We start from the raw sequence: 15,928 nt of genomic DNA, 5'->3' as shown, positions 1-15,928 counted from the left end.
GGTCCGTGGCGCCCCGGATCGCGCGGAACGGGGGTTTGCGGCTTGACGGAAGGTTATCGGGGGTTTTGATTCTCTGGGAGCGCTCTGGCGTCGGGCAGATTACCACAGGGGGAGGGCCGGCAATCCGGGCGTGAAACGGGTGGGCGATCCGGCGCCATGCCGGCCGGCGGGCAGGGCCTTCGGGGGCGGCTAAACTGCCGCGATGGAAGAATCCCTGATGTCCTCGATCAACTGGCTGTTGCAGCTCCTGGCCCTGCCCAACGTCGGCCTGAGCGCGATTTTCATCATCAGCCTGATATCCGCCACGCTCCTGCCGCTGGGCTCGGAACCGGCCGTGTTCGGCTACGTCAAGCTGGCGCCCGACATGTTCTGGCCGGCCATCCTGGTGGCGACGGCGGGCAACACCATCGGCGGGGCCATCAGCTACGCCATGGGCCTGGGCGCCTGGCGCGCCGCCGAGAAATGGAAGGAAAAGCATCCCCACAAGGCGGACGAGGCCAAGTCCACCGCCACCGAGAGCCGCTGGCACAAGCATGCCCATGAGTGGCTGCACCGGCTGGGGCCGCCCGCCTTGCTGCTGTCGTGGCTGCCGGGCGTGGGCGACCCGCTGTGCGCCGTGGCGGGATGGCTGCGCCTGGCCTTCTGGCCTTGCGTGGTCTACATGGCTATCGGTAAATTCCTGCGCTACGTCGCGATGACCGGCGGCCTGCTCTGGCTGTTCCCGCAAGGGTGAGGGCCGAGGGCCGACGCGGGTGTCCCGCGCGGCCGGCGCCGGCGATGCGGCGGCTTCCGCTCCGGCCGCCAAGGATCGTCCATTGCCCGCGGCCGGCGCGCCGGTCTTCGCCCGCCCGTTTCGCTCAGATATTTGTAAGCGTGCGGCCGTGCAACGCTTTCCCCGCGCCGGCCGGGGGTTATCCCCCGGTTCCCCCGCGGCCATGACGTAAAATGCGCTTTTAAGGGCCCACCCTCAGCATCCATGAACGCCCCCATCGCCAGCCTGATCCTCGACGCGGCGACGCCGCCGGCTCCCGGCGCCCGCCTGCGAGAAATCCCCTACAACTACACCTCGTTTTCCGACAAGGAAATCGTCGGCCGATTGCTCGGCGCGGACGCGTGGCAGTTGCTCTCCGATCTGCGGGCCGAGCGCCGCACCGGGCGTTCCGCGCGCATGCTGTACGAAGTGCTGGGCGATATCTGGGTGGTGCGCCGCAATCCCTACCTGCAGGACGACCTGCTGGAGAACCCCAAGCGCCGCCGCCAGTTGATCGAGGCCCTGCACCATCGCCTGTCCGAAATCGACAAGCGCCGCGAGCCGGCGCGCATCGATTTCCAGGAAGGCCGGGACCTCTACCGCGACGAAAAGGTGCTGCAACTGATCGAGCGCGCCCGCGCCGCCATTGCCGCCTTCGAAGCGCAATTCGACGAAACCGACGCGCTGCGCAAGCAGGCGCAGAAGGTCCTCGGACGCGTCACCGCGCGCGACAACATCAAGTTCGACGGCCTCTCGCGCGTGGCCCACGTCACCGACGCCACCGACTGGCGCGTCGAATACCCCTTCGTGGTGCTGACGCCCGACAGCGAGGAAGAAATCGCCGCCCTGGTGCGGGGCTGTATCGAGCTGGGCCTGACCATCATTCCGCGCGGCGGCGGCACCGGCTATACCGGCGGCGCGATTCCGCTGACCTGGAAATCGGCCGTCATCAACACCGAGAAGTTCGAGACGCTGGGCCAGGTGGAGTCCTGTACCCTGCCGGGCCGCGATGGGGAAGTCGCGACCATTTTCACCGGCGCCGGCGTGGTCACCAAGCGCGTGGCCGACGCCGCCGCCGCGGCCGGATTCGTCTTCGCGGTCGATCCCACCTCGGCGGAAGCCTCCTGCGTGGGCGGCAATATCGCCATGAACGCGGGCGGCAAGAAGGCCGTGCTGTGGGGCACCGCGCTGGACAACCTGGCCTGGTGGCGCATGGTCGATCCCGAGGGCAACTGGCTGGAAGTGACGCGGCTGGCGCACAACATGGGCAAGATCCATGACGTGGACGTGGTCCGTTTCGAGCTCAAGTGGTTCGACGGCCGCGGCAAGCCGGGCGCCACGCCGCTGCGCAGCGACATCCTGGAAATCGAAGGGCGCCGCTTCCGCAAGGAAGGCCTGGGCAAGGACGTCACCGACAAGTTCCTGGCCGGCCTGCCGGGCGTGCAGAAGGAAGGCTGCGACGGCCTGATCACCTCCGCGCGCTGGGTGCTGCACCGCATGCCCGCGCATACGCGCACCGTCTGCATGGAATTCTTCGGCCAGGCGCGCGACGCCATTCCGTCGATCGTCGAGGTCAAGCACTACCTGGACACCGAGGGCAAGGCGCGCGGCGCCATCCTGGCCGGCCTGGAGCACCTGGACGAGCGCTATCTGCGCGCCGTGGGCTACGTCACCAAGAGCAAGCGGGGCGTGCTGCCCAAGATGGTCCTGATCGGCGACATCGTCGGCGACGACGACGCCGGCGTGGCGGCCGCCGCCAGCGAGGTGGTGCGCCTGGCCAACACCCGCCACGGCGAGGGTTTCGTGGCGGTGAGCGCGGAAGCGCGCAAGAAGTTCTGGGCCGACCGCTCGCGCACCGCCGCCATCGCGCGCCACACCAACGCCTTCAAGATCAACGAAGACGTGGTGATCCCGCTGAGCCGCATGGGTGAGTACACGGACCACATCGAACGCATCAATATCGAGCTGTCGACCCGCAACAAGCTCAAGCTGCTGGACGCGCTGGATGCCTTCTTGGCCGAACCGCTGCCGCTGGGCAAGTCGGAAGACGCCGAGGACGCCGAGATCACCCGCGTCGAGGTGCTCAACGAGCGCACCCGCCTGGCCCAGGAAGTCATCGCCGCCACCCGCCTGCGGTGGCGCTGGATGCTGGACCACCTGGACCTGCCGCTGACGCAGGCCCTGCCGGACCTGGCGCGCCTTGGCCTGGTCCACATGCAGTCGGCGCTGGCCGACCGCATCGCCGCGCAGCCGGACGCGCGCGTTTTCGACGTGGTCCAGGACCGCACCCTGCGCACCTCGTGGAAGACCGAAGTGCTGGCGGAAATGCAGCGTGTTTTCCCGGGCAGCGCCTGCAAGAAGGTGCTGGACGAAATGCGCGCCATCCACGCCCGCGTGCTCAAGAGCCGCGTGTTCGTGGCCTTGCACATGCACGCCGGCGACGGCAACGTGCACACCAACATCCCCGTCAACTCCGACGACTATGAAATGCTGCGCGAGGCCAACGAGGCCGTGGCGCGCATCATGCAGATCGCGCGCGACCTGGACGGCGTGATTTCGGGCGAGCACGGCATCGGCCTGACCAAGTACGAATTCCTCACCCAGGAAGAGCTGCAGCCTTTCCAGGACTACAAGCGCAAGGTGGACCCGCAAGGGCGCTTCAATGCCGGCAAGCTGATGCCCGGCGCCGACCTCACGCATGCCTGGACGCCCAGCTTCAACCTGATGGGGCACGAGTCGCTGATCATGCAGCAGAGCGAGATCGGCGCGATTTCCTCGTCGGTCAAGGATTGCCTGCGCTGCGGCAAGTGCAAGCCGGTGTGCGCCACGCACGTGCCGCGCGCCAACCTGCTCTATTCCCCGCGCAACAAGATCCTCGCCACGTCGCTGCTGGTGGAAGCCTTCCTGTACGAGGAACAGACCCGCCGCGGCGTCAGCCTCAAGCACTGGGAGGAGTTCGAGGACGTGGCCGACCACTGCACGGTGTGCCACAAGTGCTACAACCCCTGTCCGGTCGACATCGATTTCGGCGACGTGTCGATGAACATGCGGGCGCTGCTGCGCCGCATGGGCAAGAAGTCCTTCAACCCGGGCACGGCCGCGGCCATGTTCTTCCTCAACGCCAAGGATCCGGCCACCATCAACGCCACCCGCAAGGCCATGGTGGGCGTGGGCTACAAGGTGCAGCGCGCCGCCAACGACCTGCTGTCCGGGCTGGCGCGCAAGCAGACGCGCAAGCCGCCGGCCTCGGTCGGCAAGGCGCCGCTGCGCGAGCAGGTGGTGCACTTCATCAACAAGAAGATGCCCGGCGGGCTGCCCAAGCAGACCGCGCGCAAGCTGCTCGATATCGAGGACGCCAACTACGTTCCCATCATCCGGGATCCCAAGACCACGTCCGCGGATACCGAGGCGGTGTTCTACTTCCCGGGTTGCGGTTCGGAGCGGCTGTTCTCCCAGGTCGGCCTGGCCACCCAGGCCATGCTCTGGCACGCCGGCGTGCAGACGGTGCTGCCGCCCGGCTATCTGTGCTGCGGCTACCCGCAGCGCGGCAACGGCATGAACGACAAGGCCGACCAGATCATCACCGACAACCGGGTGCTGTTCCACCGGGTCGCCAATACGCTGAACTACCTGGACATCAAGACGGTGGTGGTGAGCTGCGGCACCTGCTACGACCAGTTGGCGGGGTATGAATTCGAGAAGATCTTCCCCGGATGCCGGCTGATCGACATCCACGAGTACCTGCTGGAGAAGGGCATCAAGCTCGATGGGGTCCAGGGCGTGCGCTACATGTATCACGATCCCTGCCATACGCCGATGAAGCTGCAGGATCCGATGAAGACGGTGAAGTCGCTGGTCGGCGACGGCGCCATCAAGAGCGACCGCTGCTGCGGGGAGTCCGGGACGCTGGCGGTGTCGCGGCCGGACGTCTCGACCCAGGTCCGTTTCCGCAAGGAAGAGGAATTGCGGAAAGGGGGCCAGGCGCTGCGGGCGGACGGCTATGACGGCGACGTCAAGGTGCTGACGTCCTGCCCGTCCTGCCTGCAGGGCTTGTCGCGCTACCAGGGCGACACCAGCATGGAAGCGGACTACATCGTCGTCGAGATGGCGCGCCATATCCTCGGCGAGGACTGGATGGCGTCCTACGTCAAGCGCGCCAACGCGGGCGGGATCGAGCGGGTCCTGGTCTAAAGGGAGACCCGGTCAGGAGCAGGAAAATGGGCGCCGCTTTCGCGGCGCCCATTCTTTTATGGGTCGGATTTTATGGACCGGACTTTTCCGGCGCTTCCAACAGCCGCCCGCGGACTGCCTCCTGGGCGGGCCCGGCCCGTCCGGGGTTCGACGCGGGTTTTTTCTTTCCGCGTCTGCCGGCACGCGGGTTGCCTTCGAACCGGGCTGGGGAACTGATGTCGAGGGGATAGGGCGTTACTGCTGAGTAACAATTCAGTGATCGATTGAATTGAATTGCGATTATCTCGGCGGGAATCGGAATTTCCTCAAAAATTTCAGTGCTATTTCCGATATTCAAAGAAAGTCTGTGCAAATAATCGCCGAACAATTGTCGTCGGTAATACAATGATGTATCTATCGGTTTCCAAGCATGGTTAATCGCGGCGCCCCGGCGCCTCCTTGCACAACGGAGAAGACGAATCCATGGAAATGAAGGCGCCCGCGACGATCCCGTATTTTTTGCAGGAACAGATCAAACGGATGATCGTGGACGGCACGTTGCGGCCTGGACAACCGCTGCGTGAGCAGGAGCTGGAGCGGCGCTTCGGCACCAGCCGCAGCCCCATACGCGAGGCGCTGCGCCTGTTGGAACTGAGCGGCCTGGTGACCCACGCCCAGCGCCGGGGCTTCCGGGTGGCGCTGTACAGCGAACGCGAAATCCGCCATCTCTACCAATTGCGCGCCGAACTGGAGTCCTACGCCATCATCCGGCTGGCGGAGCAGACCACCCTGGCCCCGCTCATGTCCGAGCTGGAAGAACTGCTCGCGCGCCTGCGGGCCTGTCTGTCCGAAGCGGCGGAGCAGGAACGCCTGGAACTGATCCGGGCATTCTTCAACGCCATCGTGCGCGCCAACGACAACAAGCCGCTGGAAACCGCGGTGGCCAAGCTGAACGACCGCTGCGGCCCGCTGCGCCACATCGTGCTGCGGCGCAAGGCCGCGCCGGGCGAGCAGATGGTCGAAGGCGTCGGAAGCATCATGAGGGTGTTGAAGGACAGGGATCTTTCCCGCGCCGCCGCGATGCGCCGCGAGATGACCGAGGCCATCCTGCCGCTGATCCTGCAGGCCTATGCCGCCGAGGTCTACCCGGAGGCCTCGACCATCGTCTGAACTCAGGCGACGGGGCCGCCCGGCATCGCGCGCACGGCGATGCCGGCCTGCTCCAGCGCGGCGCGGATGCCGTTGGCGAACACCAGCGCGTTGGGCTGGTCGCCGTGGATGCACAAGGTGTCCGCCTGCACGGGCACGTCCTTGCCGTTGACCGAGCGGACCTTGCCCTCGGAAGCCATGCGCACCACCTGCGCCACCGCCGTCTCCAGGTCCTCGATCATGGCGCCCGGCCGGCTGCGCGGCGACAGCGAGCCGTCGTCCTGGTAGGTGCGGTCGGCGAACACCTCGCTGGCGACCGGCAGGCCGAGATCCTGCGCGGCCCGCACCAGTTCGCTGCCCGCCAGGCCGTACAGCACCAGCGATGCGTCGACGTCGCGCACGGCGCGGCAAATCGCTTGCGCCAGCGGGGCGTCCTTGGCGGCCATGTTGTACAGGGCGCCGTGGGCCTTGACGTGATGCAGGCGGGCGCCTTGCGAAGCGGCCACGCCGGCCAGCGCGCCGATCTGGTAGACCACCATGTCGTAGGCCTCGGCCGGCGTGATCTGCATGACGCGGCGCCCGAAGCCGGAGAGGTCGGGCAGGCTGGGATGCGCGCCGAGCGCAACGCCCCGCGCCAGCGCCGCGGCCACCGTCTTGCGCATGGTGCCGGGATCGCCGCCGTGGAAACCACAGGCGATGTTGGCCGAGGTGACGTGCTGCAATACGGCCTCGTCGTTGCCCATGTGCCAGGCGCCGTAGCTCTCGCCCATGTCGCAGTTCAGATCTATGGATTGTGCCATCTGCTTGATTCCGGTCGTGTGGTTGTCGAATCCCGCCGCTTCGCCGCTGCGTCGTTGTCGTCCAGTGTAATCACACTCCGCGCGGCCGGGGCGCCCAATGCAAAACCGCCGCCCTGCGTGTTCACGCCGGCGGCGGCCGATGCCGTGTCGCGGAGGCTCGCGTGCGAAGACAGTCGCACGAAGCTTGGACACGGGGGACCCGCGGTCCTTTACGGACTTACTTGGCGAACAACGATTCCATGTTCTTGAACGCCTTGAATTCCAGGGCGTTGCCCGACGGATCCAGGAAGAACATCGTGGCCTGTTCGCCCACTTCGCCCTTGAAGCGGACGTAGGGCTCGATCACGAACTTGGTGCCGGCCTTGGTCAGCTTGCCGGCCATTTCTTCCCACGCTTCCATCGGCAGCACGGCGCCGAAGTGGCGCACCGGCACGTCGTGGTCGTCGACCGCGCTGGTCTGCTTGTGGCCGCACTCGTCCGGCGCCAGGTGGGCGACGATCTGGTGGCCGTAGAAGTTGAAGTCCACCCATTCCGGGGCGCTGCGCCCCTCCGGACAGCCCAGCAGGTCGCCGTAGAAGGCGCGCGCCTCGGCGATGTCGCGCACGGGGAAGGCGAGGTGGAAAGGAGGAATGGCGGCAGTCTGAGCACTCATGATGATTCCAGGATCGGGAAAACGAAAGAATGGATGCCTGGGCCGCGCGGGGGCGCCCGTCGCATCAGGCAGACGCAGTTTAGGGCTTGTTTTTTCGATTGAAAAACGATATTTTTTGGGTCTTAGCATCTCTAAAATCGATGCTTATCCGTCTGTGCGGTCTTACGGCGGCCGTGCCGCGCCCATGGCCATATCGGGTCTTCCGGCTTGCTGCTTTTCTCCCCTGCGTACCTCCCATGAGCATGCTGCGCGAATTCAAGACCTTCGTTGCCGTGGCGCGCGACGGCACCTTTACCGGCGCGGGCCAGCAACTGGGCCTGACCCAGTCCGCCGTCAGCGCCCAGATCCGCCGGTTGGAGGATTTCATCGGCGTGGAGTTGTTCGACCGCGGCGCCCGCAATGCCTCGTTGAACGCCGCCGGCCGCGAGGTCCTGGCGCATACCGAGGAATTGCTGGGACTGGTCGACCGGATGGTGCGCCAGGCAGGCAGCGGCCACGTGTCCGGCGCTTTGCGCGTGGCGGCGATCGCGTCGGTGCAGCAGAGCCTGCTGGTCCAGTCCCTGGCCGCGTTCCGGACCGACTATCCCGACGTCAGCGTGCGCATCGTGCCCGGCGTCTCGCTGGCCTTGCTGGGACAGGTGGACGCCGGGGAAGTCGACCTGGCGGTCCTGATCCGTCCGCCCTTCACCCTGCCGCCGGAACTCACGTGGCGGCCCTTGCTGACCGAGCCCATGGTGGTGGCGGTGCCCGCCGGGCTGCCCGACATGCCGTGGCGCGAGGCGCTGGCCAGCCAGCCCTTCATCCGCTACGAGCGCGCTTCTTTCGGCGGGCGCCTGGTCGACAACTTCCTGCGCCGCCACCGCCTCGCGGTCCATGAAGCCGTCGAACTGGACGAAATAGACGCGATCGCCAACCTGGTGCGCCATGGCCTGGGCGTGGCCATGCTGCCGCAGACCCGGCAGCTCGACGTGTCGGGTCTGCGCCTGCTGGACCTGGGCGCGGCCGCCTTCGACCGCGAAATCGGCATCGTCGCGCGCCGCACCGCCGACCCGGACGGCCTGGCCGGCAAGATGTCGCGCTGCCTGCTGGTGGCGGCGGGCGCCGCGCCGGCCTGAACGGCGGGCCCCGGCCGGGGCCAGGGCCGCGGCGCGCCCCTCAGAGGGACGCCGCTTTCTCGCAGCGGATGGTGATGGGATGCGCGCGCAGCGCCGCCATCACCTTGTCGTTGACCTCGCCGTCCACGTCGGTCACCACATAGCCGATCTCGCCGCGCGTCTGCAGGTTCTGGCTGCAGATGTTCAGCCCATGCTCGGCCAGCAGGTTGTCCAGCGTGCCCAGCGCGCCCGGGACGTTCTTGTGGATGTGCAGGATGCGCGCGGCGCCGGAGTATTCCGTGAAGGGCAACTCCGGGAAATTCACCGCCCCCTTGGTGGTGCCGCTCTGTATGAAGCGCACCAGCTTCTCCGCCACTTCGCGGCCGATGTTTTCCTGCGACTCCTGGGTGCTGCCGGCGATGTGCGGCGTCAGGATGACGTTGGGCAGGCCCACCAGCGGACTGGCCAGGGGCTCGTCCTTGCTCTTGGGTTCGACCGGGAACACGTCCAGGGCGGCCCCGCCCAGGCGCTGCGACGACAACGCCGCATGCAGGGCGTCGATGTCCACCACGGTGCCGCGCGAGGCATTGATCAGGATCGCGCCCGGCTTCATCTGCGCCAGCGTTTCGGCGTTCATGATGTTCTCCGTGCTGCGCCCGCCCGGCACGTGCAGGGTGACGACGTCGCTCTGCGCCAGCAGTTCGGCCAGCGTCGACACCGCGCGCGCGTTGCCCAGCGGCAGCTTGGCTTCGACGTCGTGGAATACGACGCGCATCCCCACGCTCTCGGCCAGCGTGCCGACCTGCGAGCCGATATTGCCGTAGCCGACCACGCCCAGCGTCTTGCCGCGCGCTTCATAGGCGCCGGTGGCCGTCTTGTCCCAATGGCCCTGGTGCACGCGCTCGTTCTTCTCGGGAACGCGGCGCAGCAGCAGGATGGCCTCGGCCAGCACCAGTTCGGCCACCGAGCGGGTGTTCGAGAACGGCGCATTGAAGACCGGCACGCCCCCGCGCATGGCGCTGTCCAGGTCGACCTGGTTGGTGCCGATGCAGAAGCAGCCGACCACGCGCACGGACGGGAACTCCTTGAACAGGGCCGCATCCAGGTGGGTGCGCGAGCGGATGCCCACCACCTCCGCGCCCGCCAGGGCCGCGCGCAGCTCCGCCGGCGGCAGCGACGAGGAGTAGGTCGCGATATCGTTGAATCCGGCATCGCGGAAAACGGCGACGCCGCTGGGGTGGACATTCTCGAAAAGGACGATCTGCGCCATGCTGCCTAGCTCCAAATACAAATGAGAATCATATTCTATTAGTACCGCAACTGCCATGGGTGCTGCAAACGCCGCGCCCGCTCGCCGCCATGCATCGGACATCGGACGGCGGCGGTATCCGGCGGCTTGGGTCGCCGCCTCGTACGTATTAACCCTGACGTGGCGCTAGCGTAGCGCGCGGGTGCCGCCGCCATGCCCCAAGCCCATGGCGCGGGGAGGGGCATGGGGGCTTAGCGGAGCGCCGTCATTCCGCGATCCGCTCGGCGGGAAAGGTCAGCGAGAACGTGCTGCCCTTGCCGACCTCGCTGGCGATGTCCAGTTCGGCGTCGTGGCGCATGGCGATGTGCTTGGTGATCGCCAGTCCCAGCCCGGTGCCGCCCACGGCGCGCGAGCGGCCGCGGTCGACGCGGTAGAAGCGCTCGGTCAGGCGCGGGATGTGGCGCGGCGCGATGCCGATGCCGGTGTCCTGCACGCTGTAGCGGGCGCCGCCGTCGGGCAGGCGTTCCCAGGTGGCGGTGATCGTGCCGCCGTCCGGCGTGTAGCGCACGGCGTTGGTCAGCAGGTTGGAGAAGGCCGAGGACAGTTCGTTTTCCGCGCCCAGCACGTCCAGGCCGTCGTCGATCTTCCATTGCATGTCGTGCCGTCCGGCCGACAGCGCCTCGACCTGCTGGCGCACGGTCCGCAGCAGCGTGCCGATGCGCACGGGATGCGGCTCCGCGCTGGGCGAGGATTCCAGGGTGGACAGCGTCAGCAGGTCGGCGACGATGGCCTGCATGCGCTGGGCCTGCTCGTGCATCATGGAAAGATACTGGTCGCGCTGCTCCTGCGTCAGCGCTTCCTGCGGCATGTCGCGCAAGGTCTCCAGGAAGCCGGCGAGCACCGTCAGCGGCGTGCGCAGCTCGTGCGAAACGTTGGCGACGAAGTCGCGCCGCGTGGTTTCCAGCTTCTCGATCTGGGTGACGTCGCGGGTGATCAGCAGGCGCTGGTCGCGGGCGTAGGCGGTCAACTGCATCATCAGCAGCCTTTCCTGGCTGCCGATGGCGACGCGCACGAGGATGGGCTCCGGCCAGTCCGCCTGGCGGCTGTATTCGATGAACTCCGGCGCGCGCACCAGGTTCAGCAGGTTGGCGCCGCGGTCGGCCGGCAGGCGCAAGCCCAGGTGCTGGCGGGCCACGCGGTTGCACCAGTCGATCTGCAGGTCCTGGTTGAGGGTGACGGCGCCGTCGGGCAGGGCCTGGGCGGCGGCCAGCATGCCCTGCATGGCGTCGCGGCTCTCGGCCAGTTGGCGGCTTTGCGCCCGCAGGTAGCGGTAGAGCGGGGCGAGGATGTCATCCCAGGGACCGACCGCCGCCGGCGGCGATTCCTCGGGATTGCGCGCCCAGTGCGCGGCGCGCTGGGTGCGTAGGCTGCGGCCGATCAGCATCAGCGACAGCCCCGCGCACATCAGGACCCAGCCGAACGGCGCGCCCAGAAGCCATTGGACCAGGGCAGCCGCGGCCGCCCACAACAGGATGAAAACGAGGGTGCGCAGCCAGATCATGGTGCGGGCATTCTAACCTTGGCGCCGGCGCGCTCAGCGCGAGGGAAGCTGGGCGGTGAAGCGGTAGCCGCTGCCGCGCACCGTTTCCACGTGCAGGTCGTGGCCGCTGGGCTCCAGCGCCTTGCGCAGGCGGCGGATGTGCACGTCCACCGTGCGTTCCTCGACGAAGACATGGTCGCCCCACACCTGGTCCAGCAACTGCGAGCGCGAGAAGACCCGTTCCGGGTGCGTCATGAAGAAATGCAGCAGGCGGAACTCGGTCGGCCCGATCTGCAGCGAATGGCCGCTGCCGTTCAGGCGGTGGGTGACGGGATCCAGGCGCAGGCCGGCGACGTCGATGACGTCGTCGGTCAGTTGCGGCGCGCGGCGGCGCAGCACGGCCTTGATGCGCGCCATCAGCTCCTTGGGCGAGAAGGGCTTGGTGATGTAGTCGTCCGCGCCGGCTTCCAGGCCGTCCACCTTGTCCTGCTCCGAGCCCTTGGCGGTGAGCATGATGACGGGGACGGTGCGGGTGCGCTCTTCGTTGCGCAGCTTGCGCGCCAACGACAGGCCCGAGGTCCCCGGCAGCATCCAGTCCAGCAGGATGAGATCGGGCAGCTCGGCGCGGATCAGCGTCTGGGCCTGGTCGGCGTCGAAGGCGCGCAGCACCTTGTGGCCCGCGAAGGACAGGTTGACCGCGATCAGTTCCTGGATCGCGGGTTCGTCTTCGACAACGAGTATGGTGCTGGACATGTCGGTTCGGTGGCGGTGATACGGTTCTATTTGGCGGAATAGGGCCGCCAGGGGCGGGCGGCGCCGAAACATTGCGATAGTATGGCCGTAATATTTCAGGTATGTGACCGGGCGGCCGCGGGGCGTCAATCGGCTACCATTGCGCCATGATTCCGGAATCGACCATGCAAAACCCCTCCACTCCCCCCGAGCCGGCCGCCGGCACCACGCACTTCGGCTTTTCGACGGTCCAGGAGAACGACAAGGCGCGCAAAGTCGCCGAAGTCTTCCATTCCGTGGCGTCGCGCTATGACGTCATGAACGACCTGATGTCGGCCGGCCTGCACCGTATATGGAAGGCCTTCACCATCGGCCGCGCCGCCATCCGGCCCGGCATGCGGGTGCTGGACATCGCCGGCGGCACGGGCGACCTGGCCAAGGCCTTCGCGCGCCGGGCGGGACCGACGGGGGAAGTCTGGCTGACCGACATCAACGATTCCATGCTGCGCGTCGGCCGCGACCGCATGACCGACGCCGGCCTGCTGCTGCCCACGGCGGTCTGCGACGCGGAAAAACTGCCTTTTCCCGACGCTTATTTCGATCGGGTCAGCGTGGCCTTCGGCCTGCGCAACATGACGCACAAGGACCGCGCGCTGGCGGAGATGACGCGCGTGCTCAAGCCGGGCGGCAAGCTGCTGGTGCTGGAGTTTTCGCGCGTCGCCAAGCCCCTGGCGCCGGCCTACGACTGGTATTCGTTCAACGTCCTGCCCTGGCTGGGCCGCAAGGTGGCGGGCGACGAGGCCAGCTACCGCTACCTGGCCGAATCCATACGCATGCACCCGGACCAGGAGACGCTGGCCGGCATGCTGCGGACCGCCGGCCTGGAGCGCGTGCAGTATTTCAACCTGACCGCGGGCATCGCCGCCCTGCACGAGGGCGTGCGGCTGGCCTGATCGCGCCGCCCGCCCGGCCCCCCGCGGAGACCGCGCTTGTCCCCGGGGGAAAACTCGGATATTCTCTGGCTTTCAGAAATCTGTAAGCAATCGCCTGGTCCTGCGCGCGTCTTGCGCCGCGGGGCCATCCTGAAAGGGCTATCCCCGATCGGGCGGTGGCGCGATACCCAGGAGTATTCGTCATGTCCAGCCGTTTTTTCACCCGGTTCACCGCCGCGGCATTGATTGCCGTCGCCGGCGCCGCGATGGTCGCCACCTCCTTCGATGCCGAGGCCCGGCGCGTCGGCGGCGGTAGCAGCGTAGGCCGCCAGTCCAGCAACGTCACCACGCAACGCCAGGCCGTTACCCCGCCTGCCGCCGCGGGCAACACCGCGGGCGCGAGCGCCGCGGCCCCGGCCGCCGGCGCCGCCACGGCAGGTGCGGCCGCCGCCGGCGCGCGCACCGGCGCCTCGCGTTGGCTGGGCCCCATCGCCGGCATCGCGGCGGGGCTGGGCATCGCCGCCTTGCTATCGCATCTGGGGCTGTCCGGCGCCTTCGCCGAAATGCTCTCCAGCATGCTGCTGATCGCGTTGGTCGTCTTCGCCGTCATGTTCCTCGTGCGCCGTCTGCGCGGCGCCGCGCCCCGTCCCGCCATGCAGGGCGCCTACGGCATGAACCGCGGCAACGGCGCGGCCAACGAGCAGTCGCCCGCCTGGCGCGATGCCGTGCTGCCCCAGGCCGCCGCCTCAGCGCCCGCCGTGCAGCCGGCCGCCTTCCAAGCCGTGCAGGGCGCCCCGCAAGGCGCTGCCTCGGGTGCATCGGGTGCATCGGACGCTTCGCAAGGCCAGGGCAGCGACTGGTTCATCCCCGGCGATTTCGACACGCCGCGCTTCCTGCAGGAAGCCAAGGAACAGTTCAAGCGCATCCAGGGCGTCTGGGATAGCGGCGACACCGATCGCCTGCGCGAATTCCTGACCGACGACCTCATCGCCGAACTCAAGCCGCAGATGCTCGAACGCAAGGGCGAGCCTGCCAAGACCGACGTGGTCCTGCTGAATGCGGAACTGCTCGGTATCGAATCCGTGTCCGATGGGCACCTGGCCAGCGTGCGCTTCTCCGGCATGCTGCGCGAGGCCCCGGCCGCCGAAGCCTTCCGTTTCGAGGAAGTCTGGAACTTGTTCAAGCCCGCCCAAGGTGGTTGGCTGCTCGCCGGGATTCAGCAGATTCCCGTCGAGTACGCCAGTTGAGGGTGGCCTGAGCGGGCGGATAGCCGGCGCAAGCCTGCCTTCCGCCCTCCCGTTCGCCGCTCCCGGGGGGGAGGGTACGGACGCACGATGGCCTGCCATCGCGTCGTCCCGCCAACGGCGGACGGGTAAAGAGCATGTGGGTTTTCTTCTCTAGCGGTGCGCCTTGCTCGGGCAGCCGCCCTGATACCGGCTCATTGAGCCGGTTTTTTTTGGGGCCGCGCCCCAAGGCAAAAAGCCCTCCTGGGGGGCCGCAAGCGGTGCAAACACATCATGCCGCCGCCCACAAGGCGCGCGCGGCCTCGGTGGCTTCGGCGCAGACCGCTTCCAGGTCGGCGTGCACCGGGCGACCGTCGCGCACGACGATCTCGCCGCCGACGATGACGGTGTCGACGTCGCGGCCCTGGCCCGTGTGGACCAGGGTGCCGGCTGGACGCGTGAGCGGCACGAGGTGCGGCCTGCGCGCATCGAGAAGCACCAGGTCGGCCGCCTTGCCCACCGTCAGGCTGCCCAGTTCCTCGCCCAGGCCCATGGCGTTCGCGCCGCCCTGGGTCGCCATGTGGAAGACGTGTTCCGGCTGCCACTGCTCGCTGACCTTGCCTTCCTGTATGCGGGCGGTGGCCAGCGCCCATCGCATGACTTCGATCATGTCGCCGTGCTGGGTGTCCGTGGCCAGGGCCATGTTCAGGCCGGCGCGGCGCAGCATGGGCGTGGGCGCCAGCCGGCCGGATGCGGCATTGCACTTGGGAATGTGGGCGACGTGCACGCCCGCGCGCGCCATGCGCCGGGCATCGTTTTCGTCGACGTAGATGCAGTGGCCGGCGATAAGGCGATCGTCCAGCAGCCCCGCCTCCTCGAATACCTGGGCCGAGGTCTTGCCGCCGCGGGCATGGACCCGCTCGGCTTCGGCGCGGCTTTGGCCCAGGTGCGTGTTGACCCGCAGATCGCGCGCACGCGCTGCCTCGGCGATGGCGGCCAGCAAGGCGTCCGAGCAGGTGTCCGCCGCGTGGGCGGCCAGTTGCACCGTGACGCGAGGGTGGCCGGCCCAGTCGTCGGCCAGGCGCAGGCCTTGTTCCAGCAGCCGCATGCCGGCGTCCAGGTCGTGCACCCACTCGCCGTCGCGCGCGACCCGGTCGAAGTCCACGTCCAGGATGCGCCAGCTCGCCGCCAGGCGCGGGCCCAGCGCGGCGATGGTCCCGGTGGTGACGTCGGCGTGCGTGAAGTGATCGCCGATGACGGTCGAGCCGGCCAGCAAGGCCTCCAATGCGCCCAGGCGGGCAAAGGCGCACGCCTGCTCGGGCGTGAGGTCCGAGGCCTTGGGAATGCCGGGCGTGTAGGAGGGGGCGAATCCCAGGTCCGCGGCGACGCCCCGCACCATGGTCAGGACCGAGTGCGTATGCACGTTGACGAAACCGGGCGTCATCAAGCGGCCGGCCGCGTCCAGCGTCGCCTTCGCGCCTTGCGGCGGGGGCGCGGCGTCCAGCCAGGCGATGCGCCCGTCGCGGATGCCCAGGCAGCCGGATTCCAGGCAGGGCTGGCGCGGGTCGGCGGTGAGTATCGTGGCGCCGGTCACTAGCAGGTCCAGCGGGGCGGAAGGGGGCGTGATGTTCTGCAT

Annotated in this window: 12 protein-coding genes; 6 read left to right on the top strand and 6 right to left on the bottom strand. The window is 68.0% G+C overall.

Translation table 11 applies throughout. The features are described 5' to 3' along the window. The first annotated feature begins 202 nt into the window (after positions 1-202). From CAL29_RS28275 to CAL29_RS28265, 3 genes are all read left to right on the top strand, one after another. On the top strand, positions 203-733 hold the full coding sequence (locus tag CAL29_RS28275; protein WP_094856200.1) for a YqaA family protein: 531 nt from the start codon (positions 203-205) through the stop codon (positions 731-733). A 243-nt stretch (positions 734-976) separates the two neighbouring features. Next, positions 977-4,942, top strand: a complete 3,966-nt coding sequence (locus CAL29_RS28270) for a DUF3683 domain-containing protein (protein WP_094856199.1) — start codon at positions 977-979, stop codon at positions 4,940-4,942. 462 nt (positions 4,943-5,404) lie between these two features. Beyond that, on the top strand, positions 5,405-6,091 hold the full coding sequence (locus tag CAL29_RS28265; protein ID WP_094856198.1) for a GntR family transcriptional regulator: 687 nt from the start codon (positions 5,405-5,407) through the stop codon (positions 6,089-6,091). A gap of 2 nt (positions 6,092-6,093) precedes the next feature. On the opposite strand, the gene CAL29_RS28260 is transcribed toward CAL29_RS28265, so the two are convergent. Together CAL29_RS28260 and CAL29_RS28255 are read right to left on the bottom strand one after the other, a co-directional pair. Further along, a complete protein-coding gene (locus CAL29_RS28260) occupies positions 6,094-6,870 on the bottom strand; it encodes a LamB/YcsF family protein (RefSeq protein ID WP_094856197.1) in 777 nt (258 codons plus the stop codon). A gap of 217 nt (positions 6,871-7,087) precedes the next feature. Next, a complete protein-coding gene (locus CAL29_RS28255) occupies positions 7,088-7,522 on the bottom strand; it encodes a VOC family protein (protein WP_094856196.1) in 435 nt (144 codons plus the stop codon). A gap of 242 nt (positions 7,523-7,764) precedes the next feature. On the opposite strand from CAL29_RS28255, the gene CAL29_RS28250 reads away from it, so the two are divergent. After that, positions 7,765-8,637, top strand: a complete 873-nt coding sequence (locus CAL29_RS28250; protein WP_094856963.1) for a LysR family transcriptional regulator — start codon at positions 7,765-7,767, stop codon at positions 8,635-8,637. Between the two features lie 40 nt (positions 8,638-8,677). On the opposite strand, the gene serA is transcribed toward CAL29_RS28250, so the two are convergent. The 3 genes from serA to phoB form a co-directional block, all read right to left on the bottom strand. Continuing rightward, positions 8,678-9,886, bottom strand: coding sequence for a phosphoglycerate dehydrogenase (serA, locus tag CAL29_RS28245; RefSeq protein ID WP_094856195.1), 1,209 nt, complete (start codon positions 9,884-9,886; stop codon positions 8,678-8,680). A 244-nt stretch (positions 9,887-10,130) separates the two neighbouring features. Continuing rightward, positions 10,131-11,426 (bottom strand): phosphate regulon sensor histidine kinase PhoR, encoded by a 1,296-nt coding sequence (gene phoR, locus CAL29_RS28240; protein ID WP_094856194.1) that lies wholly within the window; start codon positions 11,424-11,426, stop codon positions 10,131-10,133. Positions 11,427-11,459: 33 nt separating this feature from the next. Further along, positions 11,460-12,158: a phosphate regulon transcriptional regulator PhoB gene (phoB, locus tag CAL29_RS28235; protein ID WP_057653923.1), complete on the bottom strand. Its 699-nt coding sequence runs from the start codon at positions 12,156-12,158 to the stop codon at positions 11,460-11,462. Positions 12,159-12,322: 164 nt separating this feature from the next. Between phoB and ubiE the strand changes: the two genes are divergently transcribed. Continuing rightward, positions 12,323-13,090: a bifunctional demethylmenaquinone methyltransferase/2-methoxy-6-polyprenyl-1,4-benzoquinol methylase UbiE gene (gene ubiE / locus CAL29_RS28230; protein WP_094856962.1), complete on the top strand. Its 768-nt coding sequence runs from the start codon at positions 12,323-12,325 to the stop codon at positions 13,088-13,090. 182 nt (positions 13,091-13,272) lie between these two features. Further along, positions 13,273-14,316 (top strand): Tim44 domain-containing protein, encoded by a 1,044-nt coding sequence (locus tag CAL29_RS28225; RefSeq protein ID WP_094856193.1) that lies wholly within the window; start codon positions 13,273-13,275, stop codon positions 14,314-14,316. 268 nt (positions 14,317-14,584) lie between these two features. Here the strand turns inward: CAL29_RS28225 and CAL29_RS28220 are convergent, their stop codons facing one another. Then, entirely contained in the window at positions 14,585-15,928 is a 1,344-nt protein-coding gene (locus CAL29_RS28220; RefSeq protein ID WP_094856192.1) for an amidohydrolase family protein, read from the bottom strand.

It is taken from the genome of Bordetella genomosp. 10 (genome assembly GCF_002261225.1).
Classification (GTDB): domain Bacteria; phylum Pseudomonadota; class Gammaproteobacteria; order Burkholderiales; family Burkholderiaceae_B; genus Bordetella_C.
The sequence above is the reverse complement of the archived record's forward strand: the minus strand, read 5'-3'. Positions and strand labels throughout refer to the sequence as shown.